This is a genomic window from Phytomonospora endophytica (assembly GCF_014202425.1).
GTDB lineage: Bacteria > Actinomycetota > Actinomycetes > Mycobacteriales > Micromonosporaceae > Phytomonospora > Phytomonospora endophytica.
The window spans coordinates 242,069-263,719 of record NZ_JACHGT010000006.1 but is presented as its reverse complement, the minus strand read 5'-3'; the positions used below and the strand labels follow the sequence as shown (position 1 = coordinate 263,719).

The 21,651-nt window shown below is 70.4% G+C and carries 19 protein-coding genes; 11 read left to right on the top strand and 8 right to left on the bottom strand.

All coding sequences use genetic code 11. From position 1 onward, the window contains the following. Positions 1–211 precede the first annotated feature (211 nt). A complete protein-coding gene (locus HNR73_RS15650; protein WP_184788174.1) occupies positions 212–1,492 on the top strand; it encodes a COG1470 family protein in 1,281 nt (426 codons plus the stop codon). Between the two features lie 54 nt (positions 1,493–1,546). After that, positions 1,547–2,683 (top strand): NADase-type glycan-binding domain-containing protein, encoded by a 1,137-nt coding sequence (locus HNR73_RS15645; RefSeq protein ID WP_184788173.1) that lies wholly within the window; start codon positions 1,547–1,549, stop codon positions 2,681–2,683. Between the two features lie 273 nt (positions 2,684–2,956). On the opposite strand, the gene HNR73_RS15640 is transcribed toward HNR73_RS15645, so the two are convergent. Further along, the gene (locus HNR73_RS15640) at positions 2,957–3,595 is read right to left on the bottom strand and encodes a pyridoxamine 5'-phosphate oxidase family protein (protein ID WP_184788172.1); all 639 of its coding nucleotides are present in this window, start codon (positions 3,593–3,595) and stop codon (positions 2,957–2,959) included. A gap of 38 nt (positions 3,596–3,633) precedes the next feature. Then, the gene (locus tag HNR73_RS15635) at positions 3,634–3,942 is read right to left on the bottom strand and encodes a hypothetical protein (RefSeq protein ID WP_184788171.1); all 309 of its coding nucleotides are present in this window, start codon (positions 3,940–3,942) and stop codon (positions 3,634–3,636) included. A 404-nt stretch (positions 3,943–4,346) separates the two neighbouring features. Between HNR73_RS15635 and HNR73_RS15630 the strand changes: the two genes are divergently transcribed. Further along, positions 4,347–7,214 (top strand): AfsR/SARP family transcriptional regulator, encoded by a 2,868-nt coding sequence (locus HNR73_RS15630; protein ID WP_184788170.1) that lies wholly within the window; start codon positions 4,347–4,349, stop codon positions 7,212–7,214. A 50-nt stretch (positions 7,215–7,264) separates the two neighbouring features. Here HNR73_RS15630 and HNR73_RS15625 read toward each other — a convergent pair whose 3' ends face one another. Together HNR73_RS15625 and HNR73_RS15620 are read right to left on the bottom strand one after the other, a co-directional pair. After that, a complete protein-coding gene (locus tag HNR73_RS15625) occupies positions 7,265–7,903 on the bottom strand; it encodes a hypothetical protein (protein WP_184788169.1) in 639 nt (212 codons plus the stop codon). 29 nt (positions 7,904–7,932) lie between these two features. Continuing rightward, entirely contained in the window at positions 7,933–8,805 is an 873-nt protein-coding gene (locus tag HNR73_RS15620) for a metallophosphoesterase (RefSeq protein WP_184788168.1), read from the bottom strand. Between the two features lie 251 nt (positions 8,806–9,056). Here HNR73_RS15620 and HNR73_RS15615 point away from each other — a divergent pair, with 251 nt between their 5' ends. The 3 genes from HNR73_RS15615 (at position 9,057) to HNR73_RS15605 (ending at position 11,147) form a co-directional block, all read left to right on the top strand. Further along, a complete protein-coding gene (locus HNR73_RS15615) occupies positions 9,057–10,358 on the top strand; it encodes a dicarboxylate/amino acid:cation symporter (RefSeq protein ID WP_184788167.1) in 1,302 nt (433 codons plus the stop codon). 124 nt (positions 10,359–10,482) lie between these two features. After that, positions 10,483–10,743 carry a hypothetical protein gene (locus HNR73_RS15610; RefSeq protein WP_184788166.1) on the top strand — a complete coding sequence of 87 codons (261 nt, stop codon included), beginning with the start codon at positions 10,483–10,485 and terminating at the stop codon, positions 10,741–10,743. Then, positions 10,740–11,147, top strand: a complete 408-nt coding sequence (locus tag HNR73_RS15605; protein ID WP_184788165.1) for a PIN domain-containing protein — start codon at positions 10,740–10,742, stop codon at positions 11,145–11,147. The genes HNR73_RS15610 and HNR73_RS15605 overlap by 4 nt, the downstream gene beginning before the upstream one ends. A gap of 70 nt (positions 11,148–11,217) precedes the next feature. Here the strand turns inward: HNR73_RS15605 and HNR73_RS15600 are convergent, their stop codons facing one another. Continuing rightward, positions 11,218–11,937: a DUF2306 domain-containing protein gene (locus HNR73_RS15600; RefSeq protein ID WP_184788164.1), complete on the bottom strand. Its 720-nt coding sequence runs from the start codon at positions 11,935–11,937 to the stop codon at positions 11,218–11,220. A 112-nt stretch (positions 11,938–12,049) separates the two neighbouring features. Between HNR73_RS15600 and HNR73_RS15595 the strand changes: the two genes are divergently transcribed. The 4 genes from HNR73_RS15595 to HNR73_RS15580 all read left to right on the top strand — a co-directional run bounded on the left by HNR73_RS15595 (position 12,050) and on the right by HNR73_RS15580 (position 16,163). After that, positions 12,050–12,769 carry a TetR/AcrR family transcriptional regulator gene (locus HNR73_RS15595; RefSeq protein WP_184788163.1) on the top strand — a complete coding sequence of 240 codons (720 nt, stop codon included), beginning with the start codon at positions 12,050–12,052 and terminating at the stop codon, positions 12,767–12,769. 32 nt (positions 12,770–12,801) lie between these two features. After that, entirely contained in the window at positions 12,802–13,470 is a 669-nt protein-coding gene (locus HNR73_RS15590; protein ID WP_184788162.1) for an SDR family oxidoreductase, read from the top strand. Positions 13,471–13,503: 33 nt separating this feature from the next. Next, positions 13,504–14,175, top strand: a complete 672-nt coding sequence (locus tag HNR73_RS15585; protein WP_184788161.1) for a maleylpyruvate isomerase mycothiol-dependent enzyme family protein — start codon at positions 13,504–13,506, stop codon at positions 14,173–14,175. A 134-nt stretch (positions 14,176–14,309) separates the two neighbouring features. Further along, positions 14,310–16,163: a DUF6345 domain-containing protein gene (locus HNR73_RS15580; protein ID WP_184788160.1), complete on the top strand. Its 1,854-nt coding sequence runs from the start codon at positions 14,310–14,312 to the stop codon at positions 16,161–16,163. 58 nt (positions 16,164–16,221) lie between these two features. Here the strand turns inward: HNR73_RS15580 and HNR73_RS15575 are convergent, their stop codons facing one another. Further along, entirely contained in the window at positions 16,222–17,004 is a 783-nt protein-coding gene (locus HNR73_RS15575) for a hypothetical protein (protein ID WP_184788159.1), read from the bottom strand. A 243-nt stretch (positions 17,005–17,247) separates the two neighbouring features. On the opposite strand from HNR73_RS15575, the gene HNR73_RS15570 reads away from it, so the two are divergent. Continuing rightward, positions 17,248–18,681 carry an MFS transporter gene (locus HNR73_RS15570; protein WP_184788158.1) on the top strand — a complete coding sequence of 478 codons (1,434 nt, stop codon included), beginning with the start codon at positions 17,248–17,250 and terminating at the stop codon, positions 18,679–18,681. 360 nt (positions 18,682–19,041) lie between these two features. On the opposite strand, the gene HNR73_RS15565 is transcribed toward HNR73_RS15570, so the two are convergent. Beyond that, the gene (locus tag HNR73_RS15565) at positions 19,042–20,601 is read right to left on the bottom strand and encodes a glycoside hydrolase family 13 protein (RefSeq protein ID WP_184788157.1); all 1,560 of its coding nucleotides are present in this window, start codon (positions 20,599–20,601) and stop codon (positions 19,042–19,044) included. A gap of 26 nt (positions 20,602–20,627) precedes the next feature. Beyond that, the gene (locus tag HNR73_RS15560; RefSeq protein WP_184788156.1) at positions 20,628–21,629 is read right to left on the bottom strand and encodes a LacI family DNA-binding transcriptional regulator; all 1,002 of its coding nucleotides are present in this window, start codon (positions 21,627–21,629) and stop codon (positions 20,628–20,630) included. Between the last annotated feature and the right edge of the window lie 22 nt (positions 21,630–21,651).

The window sequence follows — 21,651 nt, the reverse complement described above, 5'->3', positions numbered from 1 at the left end:
AAGCTAGAGCGATCGTCATAATCGTGGTGGAGACGCCGCCAGAGCGTACGCGCACAGGACTCCCCTTTCCCGGACAACATCACCACAGAGAGTCGCCCGCGCGCCTGGGGCACGCAGCCGCATAGGGGCAGCCGATCGGGCAGAACGGTCTGCCTGTAGGTGTTCCCGCGTGGCCGCTGCCCCCGCCGACCTGCACCCCTAGGTTCGGCGCATGACGACGCTGGCTGCCCTCCAGGACACCGTGCTCGACGTGACTCCAGGCGAGCCCGCGAGCCTGTTCCTCACTCTGCGCAACACCGGCTCGATCGTCGAGGGCTACACACTCACGGTGGTCGGCACCGCCGAAACGTGGACGACCGTCGAACCGGCCGAGCTCTCCTTGTACCCGGACACCGACGCCCAGGTGCGCCTGACGTTCAACGCTCCCCGCAACTCCGACGTCCCCGCGGGCGACGTGCCCTTCGCCGTGCGCGTTCTGCCCCGCGAGCACCCCGAGACCGCGGTCGCCCCCGAGGGCCTGCTGCGGGTCCAGCCGTTCACCGACACGACCGGCGAGCTGACCCCGCGCACGGCCGGTGGCCGGATCTTCTCGCGCACCGAGGTCGCCGTCGACAACCGCGGCAACATCCCGGTCAGCGTGCGCGTCGACGCCAAGGACGCCGACGACGCTCTGCGCTTCGAGGCACGCCCGCCGCAGCAGCCGGTACAGCCCGGCCAGGCGGTGTTCACCAAGCTCAGCGTGCGCGCCCGCAAGCCGCGCTGGCGCGGACCGTCGATCACGCACCCGTACGCGGTCGCGATCACGACGATGGACAAGAAGGACCGTGAGACGCAGCCCCCGGTGCTGCTCGACGGCAACCTGGTCCAGAACCCGATCATTCCGAGGCACGCGGGCCGGTGGCTGGCGGCGCTGCTGGCGCTCGCTTTGCTAGCGGCGCTAGGTTGGATGTTCCTGCTCAAGCCCGCCGTGCAGTCGGCGGCGGAGAACGCGGTGGCGAGCCCCGTCGAGGAGCTCAATGAGAAGGTGGCCGCGGCCGAGGAGAAGGCCGAGGCCGCCGACGACAAGGCCGAGGAGGCCAAGTCGGGCAACCCCGATCCGTCGACCGAGCCGCCTCCGCCGGGCACGACCCGTTCGCCCCTGTCGACGCGGCTGGAGGCCGACGCGGCCGCCAACGCCAGCGCGACCGACCAGTACGTGGTCCCGAAGAAGACGACGTTCTCGCTGACCGACATCGTCCTGGAGAACCCGCAGGGCGACACCGGGCGGCTCGACGTCGAGGTCAACGGGGCTCTGCTGTTCACCGTGTCGCTGGCGAACTTCCGCGACCTCGACTACCACTTCGTCACCCCGCTGCGGGTGCCGGCGGAGAAGTCGGTGGTGATCAGGCTGACCTGCCAAAAGCCCGGACCGAGGCTGGTCGGCACGAACTCGGACGTGTGCCGGTCCTTCGTGCTGATCGCCGGGACCAACGCCAAGAAAGCCGAGACGTAAGCGGCCATTCGCCCCCGCGAACACATCCCCTCACCGAGTCACAACGGAGGCGACATGACGGTCTGCAACAGGTGCGGTGCGGCGGTCGCCGCCGACGACCAGTTCTGCGGATCCTGCGGCGAGTACCTGGAGTGGGAAGGGGACGGCCAGAACTCCAACGGGCAGAGCGCGCAGGCGCAGGCCCCGGCGGCCGACCCGTCCCCGCCCGCGACGGCGCAGCAGGCCCCGCCCGCCGCGGCGGGGGCCGCGGCCGCGCTGGGCGCCTTCGGCACGCAGGTTCCTCGCATGCCGACGGCGCCCACCATGCCGACGGCCGCGCAGGCACCGGCCCCCACCGAGCCGGCGCCGGTCCAGCCCGGGCACGTCGCCGACGCGCCGGTCCGGCCGCGGCCGACGCACGTCGAGCGCCCATCGGCGCCGCCGATCGAGCTGCTCGGTCCCGACCAGGTCCGCTGCGGCCCGTGCGGTGCCGCCAACGACGACACCCGCAAGTTCTGCAAGCGCTGCGGTTCCTCGCTCGCGGGCGAGGCGGGGCCGGTCGAGGCTAAACCGCCCTGGTGGAAGCGCATCTTCCGCAAGCGCCGCCCGGAGGACAAGAAGTGGTACGCCGCCGGGCACCGGCGTTCGCAGCGGCGGATCCGGATCATGCGGATCGTCGGCGTCCTCGTCGTGATCGCGCTGGTCCTCGGGGTGATCGCGATGTGGCCGGCGCGATCCTACGTCGACTCGGTGGTCAACTCGGTGAAGGACCGCTTCTCCGAGCACGTCCCGGTGGTGCCGAGCGAGGTCCGCACGTCGAGCAGCACGACCGGCACGAAGGCCGGGAACCTCCTCGACGGGGTCGCCGACCAGTACTGGGCGCCCGCCGGTGACGGCGTCGACGAGTGGGTCGAGGTCGAGTTCGGCAGTCCGGTGCGGCTGGTGGACCTGGTGATCTCCTCGGGTGCGTCCCGGGTGCAGGAGGACTTCCTGACCCAGGCGCGGCCGGAGAAGGTCGTGCTGACCATGACGTCGCGCAACGGCAAGGAGACCGTCGAGGAGATCTCGCTGGTCGACCAGGCCGAGCCGCAGACCTTCGGGCTCGGCGTCTCCGACGTGGTCACGGTCAAGCTGACGGTGAAGAGCGCCTACGGCTACGAGCACGGGAAGGTCGTGGCGATCGCCGAGCTGGAGTTCTTCGCCCGAAAGTGAACCGTGGTTCATCTCGTACGCCGACCGCCGCGCACGTGACGGTCTCCACGAACATCGCCGACGCCCGCCCGGTCACGACCGCGCGGGCGTCCGGCACGCCGGCGGCCGGGTGCGGCGAACGACGCCGACGCACCCGTCGAGGCAAGGCGTAGCGGAGGCGACGCCGACCACGACGCGGGCACGCTCGTCGGCGACGAGCGCGGACCTTGGGTCGGGTACACGAAAAGCGGAGGACACGTTCACCTTCGACGGCGGCCGCGACCCCGGCCGGCGTCAGCCCTTGTACATGTTCTGCTCGTACGAGGGCCCGTAGTAGGCCTCCAGCTCCTCCAGGGTCTCCTCGGTCTCCTGCACGCGCTTGATCAGCCGCGCGTGGGTGTCGACCGCGGCCGGGTTCCACGTCTCGGGCTTCCACAGCGACGAGCGCAGGAAGGCCTTGGCGCAGTGGAAGAACACCTGCTCGACGTCCACCAGGACGGCGAGTTTCGGCCGGTGCCCCTTGACGATCATGTCGTCGAAGAAGGGGGCTTCGCGGACGAGCCGGGCGCGGCCGTTGATCCGGAGGCTGTCGGGGCGGCCGGGGATGACGAAGAGCAGCCCGACGTGCGGGTTGGCGAGGATGTTGGTGAAGCCGTCGACGCGGTTGTTTCCGGGCCGGTCGGGGATGGCGAGGGTGCGCTCGTCGAGGACGTGCGCGAAACCGGCCGGGTCGCCTTTCGGCGAGACGTCGACGTTGCCCTCGGCGTCACTGGTGGCGATGAGGCAGAACGGCGCGGCGGCGAGCCATTCCCGGTCGACGTCGAGGAGCCGCGTGCGCTCCTTGGTGACCGCGCGCTCCTTGGGCATGCCGTACAGCTCGCGCAGTTCCTCGACGCCGGTGATCGTGACGAGTTCGCTGTCCACAGTGGTCATGAGGTGGCTCCCGCCTCGAAGATCGACAGACTCCGATCCTAGCGGGAGCCCTTGCCGTGCTTCTCGATGTAGTCGACGAAGGCCGCGCGCAGCAGAGGCTCCTCTTCGCCGTAGCCGCGGCCGTGGAACTCCTGGTAGGTCTCGACGATGTTGTCGATGACGGAGCCGATGGACCCGACCGAGCCGTCGGTCTCGGCGTTGTAGGAGTGCGGGAGGTGCTCGATGACGTCCCAGAAGAAGGCGAGGTCGAGGCGTTTGCGGGCGAGGGCGAAGGCGCGCTCGCGCAGTTCCTCGGTGCTCAGGGACTCAAGGGGCGAGGGGGCCGCTTCGGCGGCGGGATCGGTCATTTCGCCATCGTAGGCGCGGCCGGGCGCGGGGGCGGGCGGTTTCGCCGCTGTCGCCGTCTCTCGCGCTTGGCGGGTTCTCGCCAGCATTTCTCGCCCTCCGGCCCAGCCTCCGCGCACGCCTGAAGCTCGGGACCTAAGTCCCTTGTGGACCTTGTGCACCCGACGCTAGACACCCCGTCTGACCTGCTGTTCCGTGAACATGACCAACGTTTGCCCAGTGCAAGACCATCGTCCCAAGCGCCACGTCGACCTGACCGTTCGGCCACGGTGATCATGTAAAGAGTTCGCTACTCTCAGGAACGAACCGGTCGTCCCAGTGGCTGCCCTCCACGTTCGCGGAGACCTCCGGGCACTTCATTCCTGTCGGGGGAGAACGGCGGCGTGGCCGCGCAGGGAGGAGGGCGATGCACACCGTCATGCACCGTGAGACGAGCGGACTGGTGCGAACCAGGCTGCTCGCGGACCTCAACTCAGTACGAACCGCACCTTTGGCCCTGGTCACCGCACCGGCCGGGTTCGGCAAGACCACACTGTTGACCCACTACGCGCATTACTTCCGCAACACCACGGGTGGGACCGTCGGCTGGCTGGGCGTGGGGCCCGGGCACGCCGACTCCAGCCGCCTCGTCGCCGACATCCGGCGCTCGATTCCTTGCGAGCTGCCGGATCCACGCGACGAGGGCGACCTCGACGAGCTGCTGCGCGCGGTGGACGCCGCGGCCGTCGACCACATGCTCCTGGTCCTCGACGACGTCCACTGCCTGGACAACTCGCCGGCCGAGCAGGTCCTCGACCGGCTCGTCGCGAACGCGCCCAGACGTCTTCGGCTCGTCCTCGCCTCCCGGCGCATGCCGCGGCTGAACCTGGCCCGGCACGAACTCGCCGACGTGACGATCATCGACGCCGAACAGCTGCGGTTCCGCAGCTGGGAGACCGAGCAACTGCTGCGGCTGGTCTACCGTGAGCCCCTTCCGCCCGCCGACATCGCCGCCCTCGACCGGCGCATCGGCGGATGGGTCGCGGGGCTCCAGCTGTTCCATCTGTCCACAAGGGGCCGTTCGCTCGCCGAAAGGCGCGAGGCCGTCGCGGCCCTCGACGGGCGCGCGACCCTGGTGCGCGCTTATCTGGCGCGTACGGTGCTGGCCGAACTGCCCGCGAAACTGCGCGACTTCCTCGTCCGCACCAGCGTCTTCGACGTCTTGACCGCCGCCCGTTGCGACCGCCTGCTCCGCAGGCACGACTCGGCGCGGCACCTCGCGGAGCTGGAACGCCTGCAGGCGTTCACGACCAGCCCCGACGGCGGCCGCACCTACCGCTACCACGAGGCACTGCGTTCGCATCTGGCCGCGACGCTGGCCGACGGCATCGGCGAGAAGGCGGCTCGGCGGCACCATGCCCGGGCCGCGCAGCTGTTGCTCGACGAGGGCGCCATGACCGAGGCCGCGCGGGCCTACGCGCGCGCCGAGGACTGGACGACCGTGCGGCGCCTGCTCTCGCGCATCGGCGCGGGGATCGTCGCCGACGGCGTCGAACCGTGGCGGGACGTGCTCCCGGCGTGGCTCGTCGCCGAAGACCCGTGGCTGCGTCTGGCCGAGGGCAAGCACCTGTTCAGTCGCGGCCAGCTCGGCGCCGCCGCGGACTGTCTCATCCGTGGGGCGGCCCTGTTCGGCGACGACGACGGCCGCGCGCACAGCCGCGCCGCCCTCACGCGCGTCAGCGTGTGGATGCCCGGGCCCGCCGGTCCGCAAGGGCATTGGGCGAACCGCTTGCGGGCCGCGACCCAGCGGCATCCGGCGATGGCGGCCGCCCAGGCCGACCGCATGCCGGCACCGTACGGGCCGCTCGTCCGGGCGGTCTCGCACGTCCTCGGCGGTCGTTTCGCCGAGGCGGCGACCGCACTGTCCAATGTGGAGCCCGAGGGGACCGACCTGGTCATGCTCGCGCTGCGCACCTGCCAGGCGATCGGCGTCCTCACCGAGGATCCGGCGGCGGGCACGTCCCGCCTCACGGAGCTGGCGGCCGAGTGCGAGCGGGCGCAGTACCCGTGGCTGGCGCGCATGGCGCGGGCCGCGGTCGCGCTCGACGGCACCGAGGACAGCGCGAAGGTCGCCATCGGCGTCGGCGAGGAGTGCACGCGTGAGGGCGACGACTGGGGCGCGGTGCTCGCCACCGGCCTCGGCTGGCTCCAGCACGCGGGCTCCAAACAGGCCGATCCCTTGGCACTGGCCGAACTCGTGCAACGCTGCGCCCGGCTCGACGCGGGCGTGCTGCACTCGTGGGCGCAGTCGCTGTACGCGCTGTCGGCGGTCGCCGCGAACCTGCCCGACGCCGAGGTGGAGGCCGCGCGAGCCGTCAGCGTCGCGCGTGCCGCCGGCGCGCACGGCGCTCAGGTCGCCGGCCTGATCGCCTCGGCGAGGGCCGAACCCTCGCAGACGATCGAGCTCGTCGACCGGGCACGGCTGCTGGCCGTCGAATGCGGACTGCCGCAGTCCCTTGTGGACCGCTGGCTGGACGCGCCCGCCGAGTCGGCCGATCCGCGTCCGGCCCCGGTGACCCGCGCTCCCCTGGCATTGCTGTGCCTTGGCGGGTTCCAGGCCTTCCGGGACGGCGAGCGGATCGACTTCACCGCGGTGAAGCCACGGGCCCGCGCCCTGCTCCGCCTGCTCGCGATCCACGCGGGCGCGCCGGTGCATCGCGAGATCCTGGTCGAAGCGCTGTGGCCGACGCTGCCGAGCACGGCGGCGACGCACAGCCTGCACGTGGCCGTGTCGAGTCTGCGGAGGCTCCTGGAGCCCGGTGTCGAACGGGGCGCCCACCGGATACTGATCCGGGAAGGCGACAGCTACCGGCTGGTCCTGCCCGCCGACGGTTACGGCGACGTCGTCGCCTTCCGCCGCGCGGTGCACGACGCCCGCCGGGCCCGGATGACCGGCGACGTCACGACGACGGCGACGGCCCTGCGAGCGGTGATGGCCGCCTACACCGGGGATCTGCTGCCCGAGGACGGCGCCAGCGAATGGGTCGTGCACGAGCGGGAGCAGCTGCGCCGGTCGGCGGCCGACGCCGCGGCGAACCTCGCCGCGCTGGAGCTGGCGCGCGCCGACGCGTCGGCGGCTTCGACGGCGGCCGAGCGCTGCGTCTCCATCGACCGCTATCACGACGAGGGGTGGCGCCTGCTCATCGACGCCTGCGAGCGGGGCGGAAAACCCGCCGCGGCAAGGGATGCGCAGGGCCGCTACGGGCAGATCCTGGCCGAACTCGACGCCGACTGACGCCCGGAACGAGCGAAGGGCGGGACCGTCGCGGTCCCGCCCTCGCCGCGTCAGTCGACGAAGTCGAACCCGCCCCACACGACGAAGCTCACGTCGGCCCCGGGCGCGTGCTCCCCACCGAGAACGGTGGTCGAGACGTCATGCGCGTGCGTGGGGAATACGAAGGCGTTGGCGCCCGACTCCAGGTCGATCGCGACCTCGATCACCGGCGCCGCGACGCCTTCGGCCGCCTGGCGGGCCAGTTCGGCGACGAGTTCGCCGGTCCTGCGCGCATGGCCCTCCGGGTCGGACTTCGCGTCGCCGAGCAGGATCGGGCCCGGGATCCGCACTCCCGGCAGGTCGCTGTACACCGCCGACAGCGGGCCGAGGAAGTTCGAGTCGAAGGCGCCGTCGTCGGTCGGCGAGCTCGCGACCTGTTCGGGGGTAAGGCCTTCGGGGATGACGGCGACGGCCGCGACGACGCGGGTGATGCCGGGGTGGTCGTAGGCGCGTTCGCCGTCGGTGAGGTCGCGGTAGGCGAGGAAGACCCGGCTGGGGCCGTCGGCGAGTTCCCAATCGAGGTATTCGGGGGATTCGAGGCCGGACATGACGACGGAGCCGCCTCGGCTGTGCAGGACGCCGATTTCGACGAAGTCGCCGTGGTCGTCGGCGGGGTCGGTGTGGCCGCTGAGGGCGGTGTTCCAGTCCATGGCGGTGATCGTGCCAGGTACGGCCGGGACTACTCCCGGTCCACGTCCTCGCCCGACATGGCGTCGACGAGGTAGACCTGTCGGCCCGCTTCGGGATCGCGGGCGTGGATCGTGTGGAACATCGGCGAGTACGGGCCGCCGAGTTCGACGACGGTGGCGCCGGCGCCCTTGACCGCGCGTTCGAGGCCGGGTGGTGCGGACAGGTCGATGCGGGTGATGATTCCGGGCGTGACCCAGACGGGGATCCCGTGCCACAGCGCGGAGAGCTGCAGGTGAAAGTGTCCACAGAGGACCGTTTGGACGTCGGTCCCGGCGATGACCCGGCCGAGCCTTTCGGCGTCGCGGAGGTTCACCGTCGGCAGCAGCGGCGAGACCGCCGGGGCCACCGGCGGGTGGTGCAGGGCCACGACCGTTCCGGCTTCGGCGGTTTCGGCGAGCAGTTCGCGCAGCCAGGACAGCTGGGCGTCGGAGAGTTCCCCGTGGGTCTCGCCGGGGACGAGGCTGTCGAGCGTCACCACGCGCGGGCCGCCGACGTGCGAGACGGCCGCGCGCTCATGCCCGACACCGGTACCCATGACGCCGACGTCGCGGCCCCCGGCGTCGAGGTGGCCGGTGCCGAACACGGCGGCGAAGGCGCCGCGGGTGTCGTGGTTGCCGGTCGTGTAGACGTGCGGGACATCGCGTTGGGCGGCGAAGCGACCGACGCGGTCGCGGACCGCCTCGCACGCCTCGGGGGTCCCGTCGTCGGCGATGTCGCCGGTCACGAGGACCAGGTCGATTCCGGGCACGTGCCGGACTGCGTGGAGGATCAGATCGAGGGAGGCCGTCGCGTCGACGCCGTCGGCGTCCGGGCCGCCACCGCGCGACAGGTGAGGGTCGGAGAGGTGCAGGATCCGGGTCACGGCGCCACCCTAGCTGCGTTCTCGCTCACTCCCCCTGGCCATCACGCGGCAAAGCTCCTACTCTTACTCCCCGTGAGGTTCTCCGTCATCCGTGTCTGGCTGGTCCGCCGCCTGCACGTCGATTACTGCCGCGTCACCGGCGTGGCGTGTTGCTGATCGCGCCCTAGCGCGCTCGATCGCCCCCTCGCTCACCCCTTCGCACGCCTTATCCGCTTTCCGCCCGCGTGCGTCCTTTTCCTGGAGTCACACCCATGCTCGCTCTCGTCAAGAGGGTCCCCTTCAGCGTGCAGTTGCTCATCGGCCTGGTGCTCGGCGCCGGGCTCGGCTGGGTCGCGCGCAACTGGGACGTGTCCTGGCTGACCACGACACTCACCCAGATCGGCACGATCTTCGTCCAGCTCCTCAAGCTCGCCGTTCCGCCGCTCGTCTTGACCGCCGTGGTCGTTTCGATCGCCAACCTGCGCAAGCTGTCCGGTGCCGCCCGGCTCGTCGGCAAGACCCTGCTGTGGTTCGGCATCACCTCGCTGCTCGCCGTCGGTGTCGGCATCGGCCTGGGCCTGCTCACCGACCCCGGCAAGGGCGTCTCCCTCGGGACGGCGGCCGCGCCGGAGCACACCGGCGGCTGGACCGACTTCCTGACCGGCATCATCCCGACGAACATCGTCGAGTCGTTCACCGAGGTCAACGTCCTGCAGATCGTGTTCATCGGCATCGTCCTGGGCGCGGCCGCGGTGGCCGTCGGCGACAAGGCGGCGCCGTTCCTGAAGCTCAACGAGTCGATCCTCGAACTGGTCCAGAAGGCCCTGTGGTGGATCATCCGCCTCGCCCCGATCGGGACCCTGGGCCTGATCGGGAAGGCCGTGGCCACCTACGGCTGGGACCTGCTCAAGCCGCTGGCGACCTTCAGCGCCGACGTCTACATCGGATCGTTGCTGGTCATGCTGGTGATCTACCCGATTCTGCTGCGCTTCGTCGGCCGCGTGAACCCGCTGACCTTCCTCAAGAAGGCCTGGCCCGCCATCGAACTGGCCTTCGCGTCGCGCTCGTCGGTCGGCACGATGCCCCTGACGCAGCGGGTCACGACCGAACGCCTCGGCGTCCCGCGCGACTACGCCTCCTTCGCCGTGCCCTTCGGCGCGACGACCAAAATGGACGGTTGCGCCGCGGTCTACCCGGCGCTCGCGGCGATCTTCGTCGCGCAGGTCTTCAACGTGCCGCTGGGCATCGAGGACTACCTGCTGATCGCGTTCGTCTCGGTGATCGGTTCGGCGGCGACCGCCGGGCTGACCGGCGCGATCGTGATGCTGACGCTGACCTTGAGCACGCTCGGACTGCCGCTCGAAGGCGTCGGCCTGCTGCTGGCGATCGACCCGATCCTCGACATGATCCGCACGGCCACCAACGTGACCGGGCAGATGGTCGTGCCGGTGCTGGTCGCCAGGTCGGAGAAGACCCTCGACGAGGCGGTCTTCACCGCGCCGAGCCAGCCGCTCGACGCCGAGCCCGTCAAGGCGCCGGTGGTGCGTGAGCCGGAGCCCGCTTTCGGGTCCTAGAACCGGGGTGTGGGAAGAGGGCCGGGCATCCAGCGATGCCCGGCCCTTCAACGACTTCAGCCCCACCCGAGACGACCCGGTGTAATCGGCCCGCTACTGTATACGGCTAGTATACAGTAGCTTCATGGGTGATGTCATGATCCGCGTGTCCGCCGAAGTCCGCGACCGTCTCGCCGCGCTGGCCGCCGATCGCGGCGTCACCATCGGCGAAGCGGTCGCCCAGCTCGCCACCGGTAGCCACACCAGCGCCGAGGTCGCGGCCAACCGCGAACGCCTCGCGCACGCGCTCGGCCTCTCGGAGACGCCGGGGCCGAATCGGTCCATCCGCGAGCGCCTCGCCGCCGCTCGCGCCGCGACCGCCGACCCCGGAGTAGCGACACTGTGACCGCGACACCCGTCTACGTCGCCGACGGGTCGGCCCTGACCGCCCTTTTCGGCGGCGATCCCGTGATGCTCGACGTGCACCTCCAGGCCGATGAGGGCTCGGCGATCCTGATCTTGCCTTCCCTGGCCGTTCTCCAGGCGACTATCGCCAGCGGCGCCGGCGAGGACGCCTGGCAGGCGATTCTCTTCCCGAGCGGCACGCATGTCGCCGATCTTCGCGCCACCACCGGGATCGCGCTCGGCAGGGCCGCCGGCGGCGGGAAGAACCCGCCGCTCGACGAGCTGCAGATCCTGCATACAGCGTGGGAGACCGAGCAGCTCGGACGGGACGCGTGGGTACTGACCACCACGCCCGCCGCCTACCGGCCCTATCCGGTGCGCGTCATCGACATCAACCTGAACTGATCCGCCGCCTCGGGACCGGCGAGCGCCGCCGGTCCCGAAGCACGTTTCTGGTTCACCGCGACGGTCCAGCTCAGACCGCCGCCTCGACCTCCGTCTCCTTCCGCGCGACCGCGCCCCGCTTCGCCCGCGCCTTCCCCTTCCCGCGCTCCAGCCACCACTCGGCGATGAGCAGGTTCACCACCCAGCTCAGCCAGATGCTCGCCCCGGCGGCGTCGAGGATCAGCCGGTCCATGTCGCCGTCGTACTCCAACTCCAGGAAGGGCATCAGCGCCCCGAGCATGATGCCGATCCACAGGCGATTGACCACAATGGACGTGCACAGGGCGAAGCTGCGGATCATCCACCGGCGGTGGTCGCCGAACTGGCGCCGGCGCGCCGACTTGTAACCCCGGTACGTCACCAGGAGCCACACGACGCACAGGGTCGTGTTGCCGATCCTGCCGACTATCCCGACGACCGAGGTCAGCGACGCGACGATACCGAGCAGCGCCGTCGGCAGCACGCCGGCGAACACGTAGACGCGGCCGAGCCGCCGGTGCACGGCCGGGTACTTCGCGCGGAACCACGGCCACACCTGGAATCCGCAGCAGATGAGGGCGATCGTGCCGAATCCGATGTGCCCGACCAGGCTGGGCTGGTGCCAGGGCGCGTTCTCGCGGATCGCGACCCGGGAGCCGCCCGTCAGGTACGGCGGAAGCGAGAAGGCCAGGAAGGCCGCCATCACCACGAACATGGGCGCGACCCAGGGCCTGCGCCAGAAGGACTGTTTGGGCGTCGTTGGAGTGACCATGTTCTCTCCCCTATTGCGTATGCGATACGCATCGAGCGTATGAGATACGCAGGCGCTGGAACAGGGGGTCTAGACCCCGTAAAGTCGAGCAGATGACCATGAGGACCACGCCATGAGCGAGCCGAGACCCGGCGTCGAGCTCCTCTGGGGCGCGCCGAGGACACCCGCCCGCGGCCCCCGGCCGGGGCTCAGCCTCGAACGGATCGTCGGCGAGGCCGTCGCGATCGCCGACGCGGCCGGCGTCGCGGGCCTCACCATGCCCGGCCTCGCCCGCCGGCTCGACGCGGGGACCATGTCGCTCTACCGCTACATCCCCGGCAAGGACGACCTCATCTCGCTGATGATCGAGACCGCGACCGGCGACGCGCCCCGGCTCGACGTGTCCGACGGGTGGCGGCCCGCGCTCACCCACTGGGCGCACGCGACCCGCACCGTCCTGCTCGCGCACCCGTGGATGCTTGACGTGGTGACCAGTCCCCGCGTCATGGGCCCCCGCGAACTCGGCTGGCTGGAGGAGGGCCTGCGGGCGCTGTCGGTCCTGGCGCTGCCCCCGATGCGCCGCTTCGACCTCGCGCTGCTCGTCAACGGCTACGTCCGGGGCGTCGCCCTCGAACAGGTGCACGGGGAGGCGGTGGCCGCTCAGGGGCCGTTCTTCACGCCGGAGCTGCTCACCGAGCACGGCCGGGAGGCGGACTTCCCGCTGCTCATGGAGGTCATGGAGTCGTTCCCCTTCGACGCGCCCGCCGGCGACGGCGAGGACGCCCGTTTCGCCTTCGGCCTCGAACGGCTCCTCGACGGCATCGAAACCCACTTCGGCGGCGCCGCCGTGTGACACAGTGGCCTTCGGGGACCAAGGAGGCCGACATGCGCGTCGTCATCGCGGGCGGACACGGGAAGATCGCACTGCACCTGGAGCGACTGCTCACCGAGCACGGCCACCAGGCCGTCGGGCTCGTGCGCAATCCCGACCATCTCGACGACCTGGCCGAGGTCGGCGCCAAGGGCATCCTGTGCGACCTGGAGAAGACGAACCCGATGACGGTCGCCGAGTACCTCGCCGGTGCGAACGCGGTGGTCTTCGCCGCGGGCGCCGGCCCGGGCAGCGGCACCGAGCGCAAGGACACGGTGGATCGCGGCGCCTCGGTCGTACTGGCCGACGCCTGCGAGCGGGCCGACGTCGAGCGCTTCGTGCAGATCTCGTCGATGGGCGCCGGAGCCGAACCTCCACAAGGGACGGATCCGGTCTTCGCCACGTACCTGCGCGCCAAGACCGCCGCCGAGGACGATCTGCGCGAACGCGACCTGGGCTGGACGATCCTGCGTCCGGGCGCCCTCACCGACGACGCGCCGACCGGCCGCGTGCGCCTGGCGCCGTCCGTCCCGCGCGGGTCGGTGACCCGCGCCGACGTCGCGGCGGTCCTGCTGGGACTGCTGGACGAGCCGGCGACGGCCGGGATGACGCTGGAGCTGGTCGCGGGCGACCTGTCCGTCACCGACGCGATCCGTGGCGTGGCGAACGGCACACGAGGGTAGCCACACGACCGTTCGGTCGTTAAGTTCTGGGGCATGACGCCTTCCACGACGTACCGCACGATCCGCCATCGCATGATCGAGCGCGTGTCCACATTGGACGCCGAGGCGCGGGCGAAGGCCGTGCCCGCCCTGCCCGGCTGGTCGGTGCACGACACCTACGCGCACCTCACCGGCATCTGCACCGACGTGCTCACCGGCCGGCTGACCACCATGGCCAAGCCCGAATGGACCGCCGGGCAGGTCGCCGACCGCGCCGGACTGTCCCTTGAGGACGTCTGCGCGGAATGGGCGAAGGCCGGTCCCGACATGGACGCCTTCCTCGCCGCACCCGGCAACGAACGCAGCCACCTGCTCGTCCAGGACGCCTGGCAGCACGAGCAGGACATCGCCGGCGCCCTCGGTATGTCCACCGACCGCGACGCCGAGACCTGCGCCTGGATGGCCGCCTTCACCCTCGCGCACCTCGGCCGCCGCTGGCCGGAGGATCTGCCCGCCGTCCGCGTCGTCGCCGATCCCGTCGACCGCACCCTCGGCACCGGCCCCGTGGCCGCCACCCTGCACACCGAGCTCTACGAACTCGCCCGGCTCGTCATCGGCCGCCGCAGCCGCGACCAGATCCTCGCCCTGAACTGGGAAGGCGACCCGGTCCCAATGCTCGGGTCCCTGCACACGTTCCCGATGCCCGTCGAAGCCCTCACGGATTAGGCACTGAAAATCCTTGCCCTCTCCGCCGCCGCCGGGTGACCACAGGTGTGCCCTAACTACTCCGTATCCGTTCACTAGCGGTCAATACCGTCTCGGTGGACAGCACACGCAACGTGTATGGGGGTAACACCAGCATGAAATCCTTAGCCCACAGCACAACCCGGCACCGACCGTCCACAGTGCTCGGCGCCGGGGCGGTCATCATCGCCCTGGCCGCCTCCCTCGGCCCGGCCGTCGAGGCGCGCGCCGCGGGCGGCACCGCGACCGTCTACGTCGTCACGCAGGAGGGCCTCACGGTCAACGACGGCGCCCGGCTCGCCGACTCCTTCGGCATCGGGAACGCCCTGTTCCCCAACGGTTCCTTCCAGTACGTCGACGGCGCCAAGTTCCAGCGCGTGCCACACAAGACCGTCGGCCAGGGCCGCGACGAGGACGGCAACCCGACCGTCACCGAGGAGGTCGACTTCGACGCCCTCGGCCGGATCAAGCCCTACCCCGACGACCTGGCCGTGCAGAAGGCCGACCGGCTCGCGAGCATCGCGCTGATCAGCGAGGGCATGTCCGTCAAGGCGCGCATCTCGCACAGCGACTTCACCCTCACCGACGACAAGGGCAGCGTCGTCACCGCGCAGCCGATCGACACGACGGTCAGCTTCGACGCCTACCTCGACGGTCTCCCACTGACCGGCCAGGGCGCGAACCTGCGCGTCACCTTCGACGAGAACGGCACGGTCACCGAGCTGTCGGAGTCGCTGCGCAAGGTCGCCGCCGACCGCAAGGTCGACGTGATCAGCCCCGACGAGGCCCGCGAGGACTGCAAGCGCGTCTACGGCGACACCGTCGAGCAGGGCGAACCCACGCTCGGCTACCAGATGCCCGAGCTGACCTCCCGCAACGCCGACGGAACCGGCACCGTCAAGGAGATCTGGCCGCAGTACACCTGCAACCCGGTCGGCAAGGAGGAGACCCAGGCGAGCCGTCTCGTCCCCGCGGTCCGCGACTCGGCGCCGTCGTTCACCGTCCAGGTCGACCGACGCGGGGACACCGTGACCGCGTCGTCCAAAGTGGCCGGAGGCACGGCACCGTACAGCTACCGCTGGTCCTCCTCGACCACCGTGCTCGACAACGTCGCCGGCCCGTCCATCACCTACCGGCGGACCCCGCGCGAAGGCGCCAAGCAGGAGCAGGTGAGCCTGGAAGTCACCGACGCCAACGGTCTCAGCGCGATCGCGTCGGTCGCCGCGGACGGCGACGGCGGCTACTCCGCCTCCTCGCAACCGGGCGGCGGCGGCTTCGCGCTCGCCTCGGTCGGCATCTCGCAGACCGTCGACGAGTGGCAGTGCGCGCAGGACAGCGCGAACGGCTTCAAGTCGGTGATGCAGAGCAAGGGCCAGTTCATCGACCACGACTGGCGCGGCGCCTCGTCCTGGGAGAAGGACTTCAAGGACGCCAGCAAGGGCGGCTGGGACTACGAGTACGCCGACGACGTCGACGCCCAGTGGTACACCGGGCACGGCTGGCCCGGCGGCTTCACGTTCAAGAGCAGCGTCTCCGACACCAGCATCGTCCCCGGCGACGCCCGCTGGGGCAACGACTGGAACCTGGAGTGGCTGCAACTGGAGTCCTGCCAGGTCCTGCGGGACGCGCACGTGTGGAACCAGTCGTTCCGCGGCCTGCACATGATGAACGGTTTCGTCACCAACGCCTACTGCGTCGGCGGCGGCACCGGCGGGACCTTCGCGAAGTACCTGTTCCCGCTGAAGTTCCTGTGGTGGACGCTGCGTCCGGCGTACTCGGTCCGTCAGGCCTGGGCGACGATGGCGCTGCTGAAGGAGCCGCACGGCGTGAAGTACCGCTCCTACGGTCCGGCCGTGAAGACCGGGCTGAGTTTCCAGACGAACGCCAACGACTACTTCTGGGGACAGGGAGCCACCGGGCCCGACCTGATCTCGAACGGCTGGTGGTGGTCGGTCACCGGCACCGTCTGATGTAGACGGGGGTAGACGGGCGGCGGCCCGGTCCGGCGAGAGCCGGGCCGGGTCGCCGCTAGTCGGTGCAGGGGACGACCTTGCCGCTCTTGTCCGCGCAGACCAGTCCGCTGCCGTCTCCCGTGGGCGTCAGCTCGGTGGGATCGACCACCTCGTCGTCCGTCGGGGCCCGCTCGGTGACGGTGACGCCGTAGTCGGAGAAGCCGAACACCGCCGACCTCGATGCGTCGGCGGTCGCGAAGCGGAAGGACGCGGGCCGACCGTCAGCACCAAGGGTCAAGGTGAAGGACACCTCGTACGGCTCGCTCCCGTTCCCCCGCAGGACATCGGAGGCCAGGCCGTCCACCGTGCCGGGCGAGAGCCGCATGGTCCCGGTGTATTCGAGACCTACGCCGATCATGTCCGTGGACCCGAGCGCGTCGGGGATCCGCCAGGGGTGGAGTCCGCCCAAGGCCGTCGGGGCAGCCGTTCGCAGCCATCCCGAGGGCACCGTGTCTCCCACGCCGATGTCGAAGCGCGTCCACGCCTCGTCCCCGATCACGAGAACCTCGCCGCTGTCCCGGTCCACGGGCGTGGACCGGAGAACCTCGGCCCCTCCGTCGGCGATCCCCTCGACGGACACCTCCTGCCGCGACCTGGCGAAGGGCTTCTCGATCGCGGGCGTCACGTAGTCGAGCGTGAAGCGGTAGGACTCCTCGGCCAGGATCGCCATGGCGGCAACCGGATCGACCGTGCGATCCACAGTGGACGCCGAGGGCGCGATGGCGTCCGGCGATGGGACATCGGCTCCGCAGCCGCTCAGCGCGAGGAAGGCGGCGGCGAGCAGGAAGGCACGTCCCAAGGGAACTCCTGGGCGGGGAGTGGGCGCGACCGCGGGCGACGGTCCATGGGCTCGTCGAGCTTACCCGTCTGTGTCCCCCGCCACCGGCGCTCTTCGCGCACCCCTCTGACCTGCACGGTCACATCGCTGTGCCACCGGAACAAAGATCTGCCTTCTTACGCAGCACCCCTCGGGCACATAACGTCTTGCCCGTTACAAGAAGTGCCCCAAGGGCACCGTTCGACTCCGTAGAAGGACCCCGCCATGAACCGCACCGACCGTCCCGGCCTCCGCCTGGCGCTGCTGGCGATCAGCCAGTTCCTGATCGCCGTCGACTTCGACATCGTCTTCGTCGCGCTGCCGTCCATCGGACGCGATCTCGGCTTCTCGCCGCAGACGCTCCAGTGGGTCATCAGCGCCTACACCGTGACGACCGGGGGTTTCCTGCTCTTCGGCGGCCGGGCCGCCGACCGGCTCGGGGCCCGGCGCGTCTTCATCACCGGAATCGCGATCTTCGGCGCGGCCTCACTCGTCGGCGGCCTCGCCGACTCGCAGACCGTCCTCATTGGAGCCCGAGCCGTCCAGGGCCTCGGCGGAGCCCTGCTCACCCCGGCCGTGCTTCGCCTGATCAACACGACTTTCGAGGGCACGGCCCGCGTCCGGGCCTTCACCATCTGGAGCATGGCGGGCAGCTCCGGGGCGGCCGTCGGCGCGATCGGCGGCGGTGTCCTGACCAGCTTCCTCGGCTGGGAGTGGGTGCTGTTCGTCAACGTGCCGGTCGTCGTCCTCGCCATCATCGCCGCGCCCCGGCTGCTCACCCGGGACACCACAGTGGACGGTCCGCGCACGGGCTTCGACCTGCCCGGCGCGGTCGTCGCGACCGTCGGCGCGACGCTCCTGGTCTTCGGCCTGGTGAGCGGCCCCGAGTCCGGATGGCGGACGCCCCAGGGGCTCGGCGCTCTCGTCGCGGGCCTGGGTCTGCTCGCCCTGTTCGTGTGGATCGAGCACCGCAGCCCTTCGCCGCTGATGCCGCTGCGCTTGTTCGCGAATCGCAGCCTGGTCGTGGCGATGGCCGTGGTCTTCATCTTCATGGGCGTCATTGGGACCGAGTACTTCCTCTTCACCAACTACGTGCAGAACGTCCTCGGCTACGAGACCCTTCAGGCCGGGCTGGCGTTCCTTCCGCTCAGCGCACTGTCGATGATCGGTGCCGCCAAGGTCGCGCCGTATGTCGTCGGCCGGTTCGGTACCCGCGCCTCGATCACGATCGGCATGGCCGGCGTGGCCGCCTCCTTCGCCGTCTTCGGCATCACCATGACGGTCGGCGGTGAGTACTGGACGCTGCTCCCGGCGATCGTCCTATGGGGACTGGGTGCCGGGGCGGCCTTCCCGCCGATCTTCATGACGGCGGGGGCCGAGGTCGCGCCGGAGGAGCAGGGCGTCGCGGGGGCCATGGCCTCCACGGCCCAGTTCATCGGCGGCGCGGTTCTGCTGGCGGCCCTGGTCGCCGTCGCCAACGCCGGCATCGATCTGCACGCCGGCACTCCGGCCCCGGTGGCCGACGTCGCGAGCGGTCTGCGGACGGCCGCCTTCGCCGCCGCTCTCGTCACCCTCGCCGGGGCTGGTCTCGCGCGGCTGCTCCGCAAGGCACCGATCACGGACGCGGCCCCGGTCGCAGAAACGGTCCCCGTCGCCTGACGCGGCCTCTGCGGCCGTCGCCTCCCGAAAGGGGGCGGCGGCCGCTTCGCACGCCACACGGGCACAAGGAGGCATGACGATCTGGGTTCGAAAACAAAGAGGACGGCGACACCCAAACAGCCGCACCCACGCCGGGAACCCGTCACAGAGCACTCGCCCACGCCGGACGGCACCCTCACCTCGGGAACCCCGGTCGAGACCCACCACGCCGGGAACCCGGCACCGCGGAGGGGCCGCAGCCCGATCCCCTAAGCTCTCAGGCGGTTTCGTTCGCCTCCGCAGGACAAACACAGAGAGGCGGCGCCCCACCCCTGAGACGCCGCCTCCACCCCACAAGGCCCGTAGGCCCAGGTCTGTTGTTTACCCGATCCACACCGTCGTATTCGCGGGGAGTGTTCCGTCTTGGACGGGCCCGGATGCGACGAGGATGTCGCCTTCCAGTGTGCCGAGGTCGGCGAGTGGGATGGGGTTACCCCCGAAGTTTGTGACACAGCGAATGGCACCGCTGGAGAAGGCGAGTACGTCGGAGGGTGAGTCGAGCCAGGTGACGGCGTCGCCGGGCCTGTGGGTGCGCCTGGTGCGGAGTGCGGTGCGGTAGAGCTCCAGGGTGGATCCTTCGACGCCGTCTTGGGCTTCGGCGGACAGTTCGGCCCAGGCGGGGGGCTGGGGGAGCCAGGTTCCGGCGTTGCCGAAGCCGAGGGAGGCTCCGTAGCTCTTCCAGGGCAGCGGGACGCGGCAGCCGTCACGGCCACGGTCGGTGCCGCCGGAGCGTTTCCAGGTGGGGTCGTCGAGGACGTCGTCGGGGAGGTCGAGGACTTCGTTGAGTCCGAGTTCTTCGCCTTGGTAGATGTAGGCGGATCCGGGGAGTGCGAGCATGAGGAGGGAGGCGGCGCGGGCGCGGGCGAGGCCGGTTTCGCCGTCGCCGTAGCGGGTGACGTGGCGGGGCCGGTCGTGGTTGGACAGGACCCAGGTCGCGGGGGCGCCGACGGTGGCGTTGATGGCGAGTTCGGCGTCGATGACCTTGCGGTAGTCGGCGGCGGCGAAGTCGGCCATGAGGAGGTCGAAGTTGAAGGCCTGGTGGAGTTCGTCGGCGCGGACGTACATGGCGCGGCGTTCGGGTGATTCGACCCAGGCTTCGGCGACGGCCATGCGTTCGCCGGGGTAGGAGTCGAGGACGGGGCGCCAGGTGCGGTAGATGTCGTGGACGCCGTCGACGTCGAAGTAGGGGGCTTTGGTGGTCCCGAGCATCTCGATCGACTGTGGTGCGCCGAGTGCGGGGAGCCCGGCTTCTTTCACCATGCCGTGGGCGACGTCGATGCGGAAGCCGTCGACGCCTCGGTCGAGCCAGAAACGGAGGATGTCGAGGAACTCGGCGCGTACTTCGTCGTTTTCCCAGTTGAAGTCGGGTTGGGTCGAGTCGAACAGGTGCAGGTACCACTGTCCGTCTTCGACGCGGGTCCATGCCGAACCGTGGAACACCGACTGCCAGTCGTTCGGCGGTTCACCTTCCACTTCCGAGTCGCGGAAGATGTAGCGCTCGCGTTCGGGCGATCCGGGGCCGGCCGCGAGGGCGGCTTTGAACCAGGCGTGCTCGGAGGAGCTGTGGTTCGGGACGATGTCGACGATCACGCGCAGGCCGGCGGCGTGCGCGTCGGTGACCATGGCGTCGAAGTCGGCGAGGGTCCCGAAGCGGGGATCGACGTCGCGGAAGTCGGCGACGTCGTAGCCTCCGTCGTTGAGGGGCGAGGTGTAGAACGGCGACAGCCAGATCGCGTCGATCCCGAGCTCGGCGAGGTACGGGATGCGGTCGCGCACGCCTTTGAGGTCACCGGTTCCGTCGCCGTTGCCGTCGGCGAAGCTGCGCGGGTAGACCTGGTAGATGACGGCGGTCCGCCACCACTCTTGTCCAGTAGTGGTCACGAGGAGGGCTCCTAGATGGGGATGGGTCAGTTCCGTTTGACCGCACCGGTCGAGGCGCGGACCACGAGTTCGGGGCTGAACAGGTACTCCGAGTGCGGAGCCGCCTGTCCGTTGATCTCGTCGACGAGGGCGTGCACGGCGGCGAGGGCCATCTGCCGGACCGGTTGCCGCAGTGTCGTCAGCGGCGGGTCGGTGTAGGCGATCAGTGGCGAGTCGTCGTAGCCGACGACGGAGATGTCGTGCGGTACGGACAGACCGCGTTCGCGGATGGCACGGATCGCCCCGAGGGCCATGAGGTCGGATCCGCACAGGATCGCGGTGGCACCGCGGTCGAGGAGGCGGCCGGTGGCGGCGTGGCCGCCTTCGGCGCCGAACATCGACAGTTCGATGAGTTCTTCGCCGCCGAAGTGGCGGATGCTGTCGCGGTAGCCGGTCAGTTTGCGCTGCACGGGCAGGAAACGCTCGGGGCCCGAGGTCAGGCCGATACGTTCGTGGCCGAGGGCGGCGAGGTGGCTGACGGCGACGCGCGCGGCGGCGGCGTCGTCGCAGGAGAAGCAGGGGGCGGGCAGGCCGGAGACGTAGCCGGTTATGAACACCATCGGCAGGCCCCGGTCGGCCAGTCTGTGATAGCGGTCATGGCTGGCGCTGGTGTCGGCGTGCAGACCGGACACGAAGATGATCCCGGCGACATTCCGGTCGAGCAGCATCTCGACGTATTCGTCCTCGGGCACTCCGCCGGGCGACTGCGTGCACAGCACCGGGGTGTAGCCGACGGCCGCGAGGGCCGAGCCGATGGTCTGCGCCATCGCCGGGAAGATCGGGTTCTCCAGCTCCGGGATGACGAGCCCGACGAGCCCGGCGCTGTGCCGCCGAAGTTGGGGCGGGCGTTCGTATCCGAGCACGTCGAGGGCGGTGAGGACGGCCTGCCGGGTCTCGGTCCTCACGCCCGGTTTGTCGTTGAGGACCCGGGAGACCGTGGCCTCACTCACTCCGGCCTGCACGGCGATGTCGGCCAGTCGCGTACGCATAGCGGTGACTGTAACCGCTATG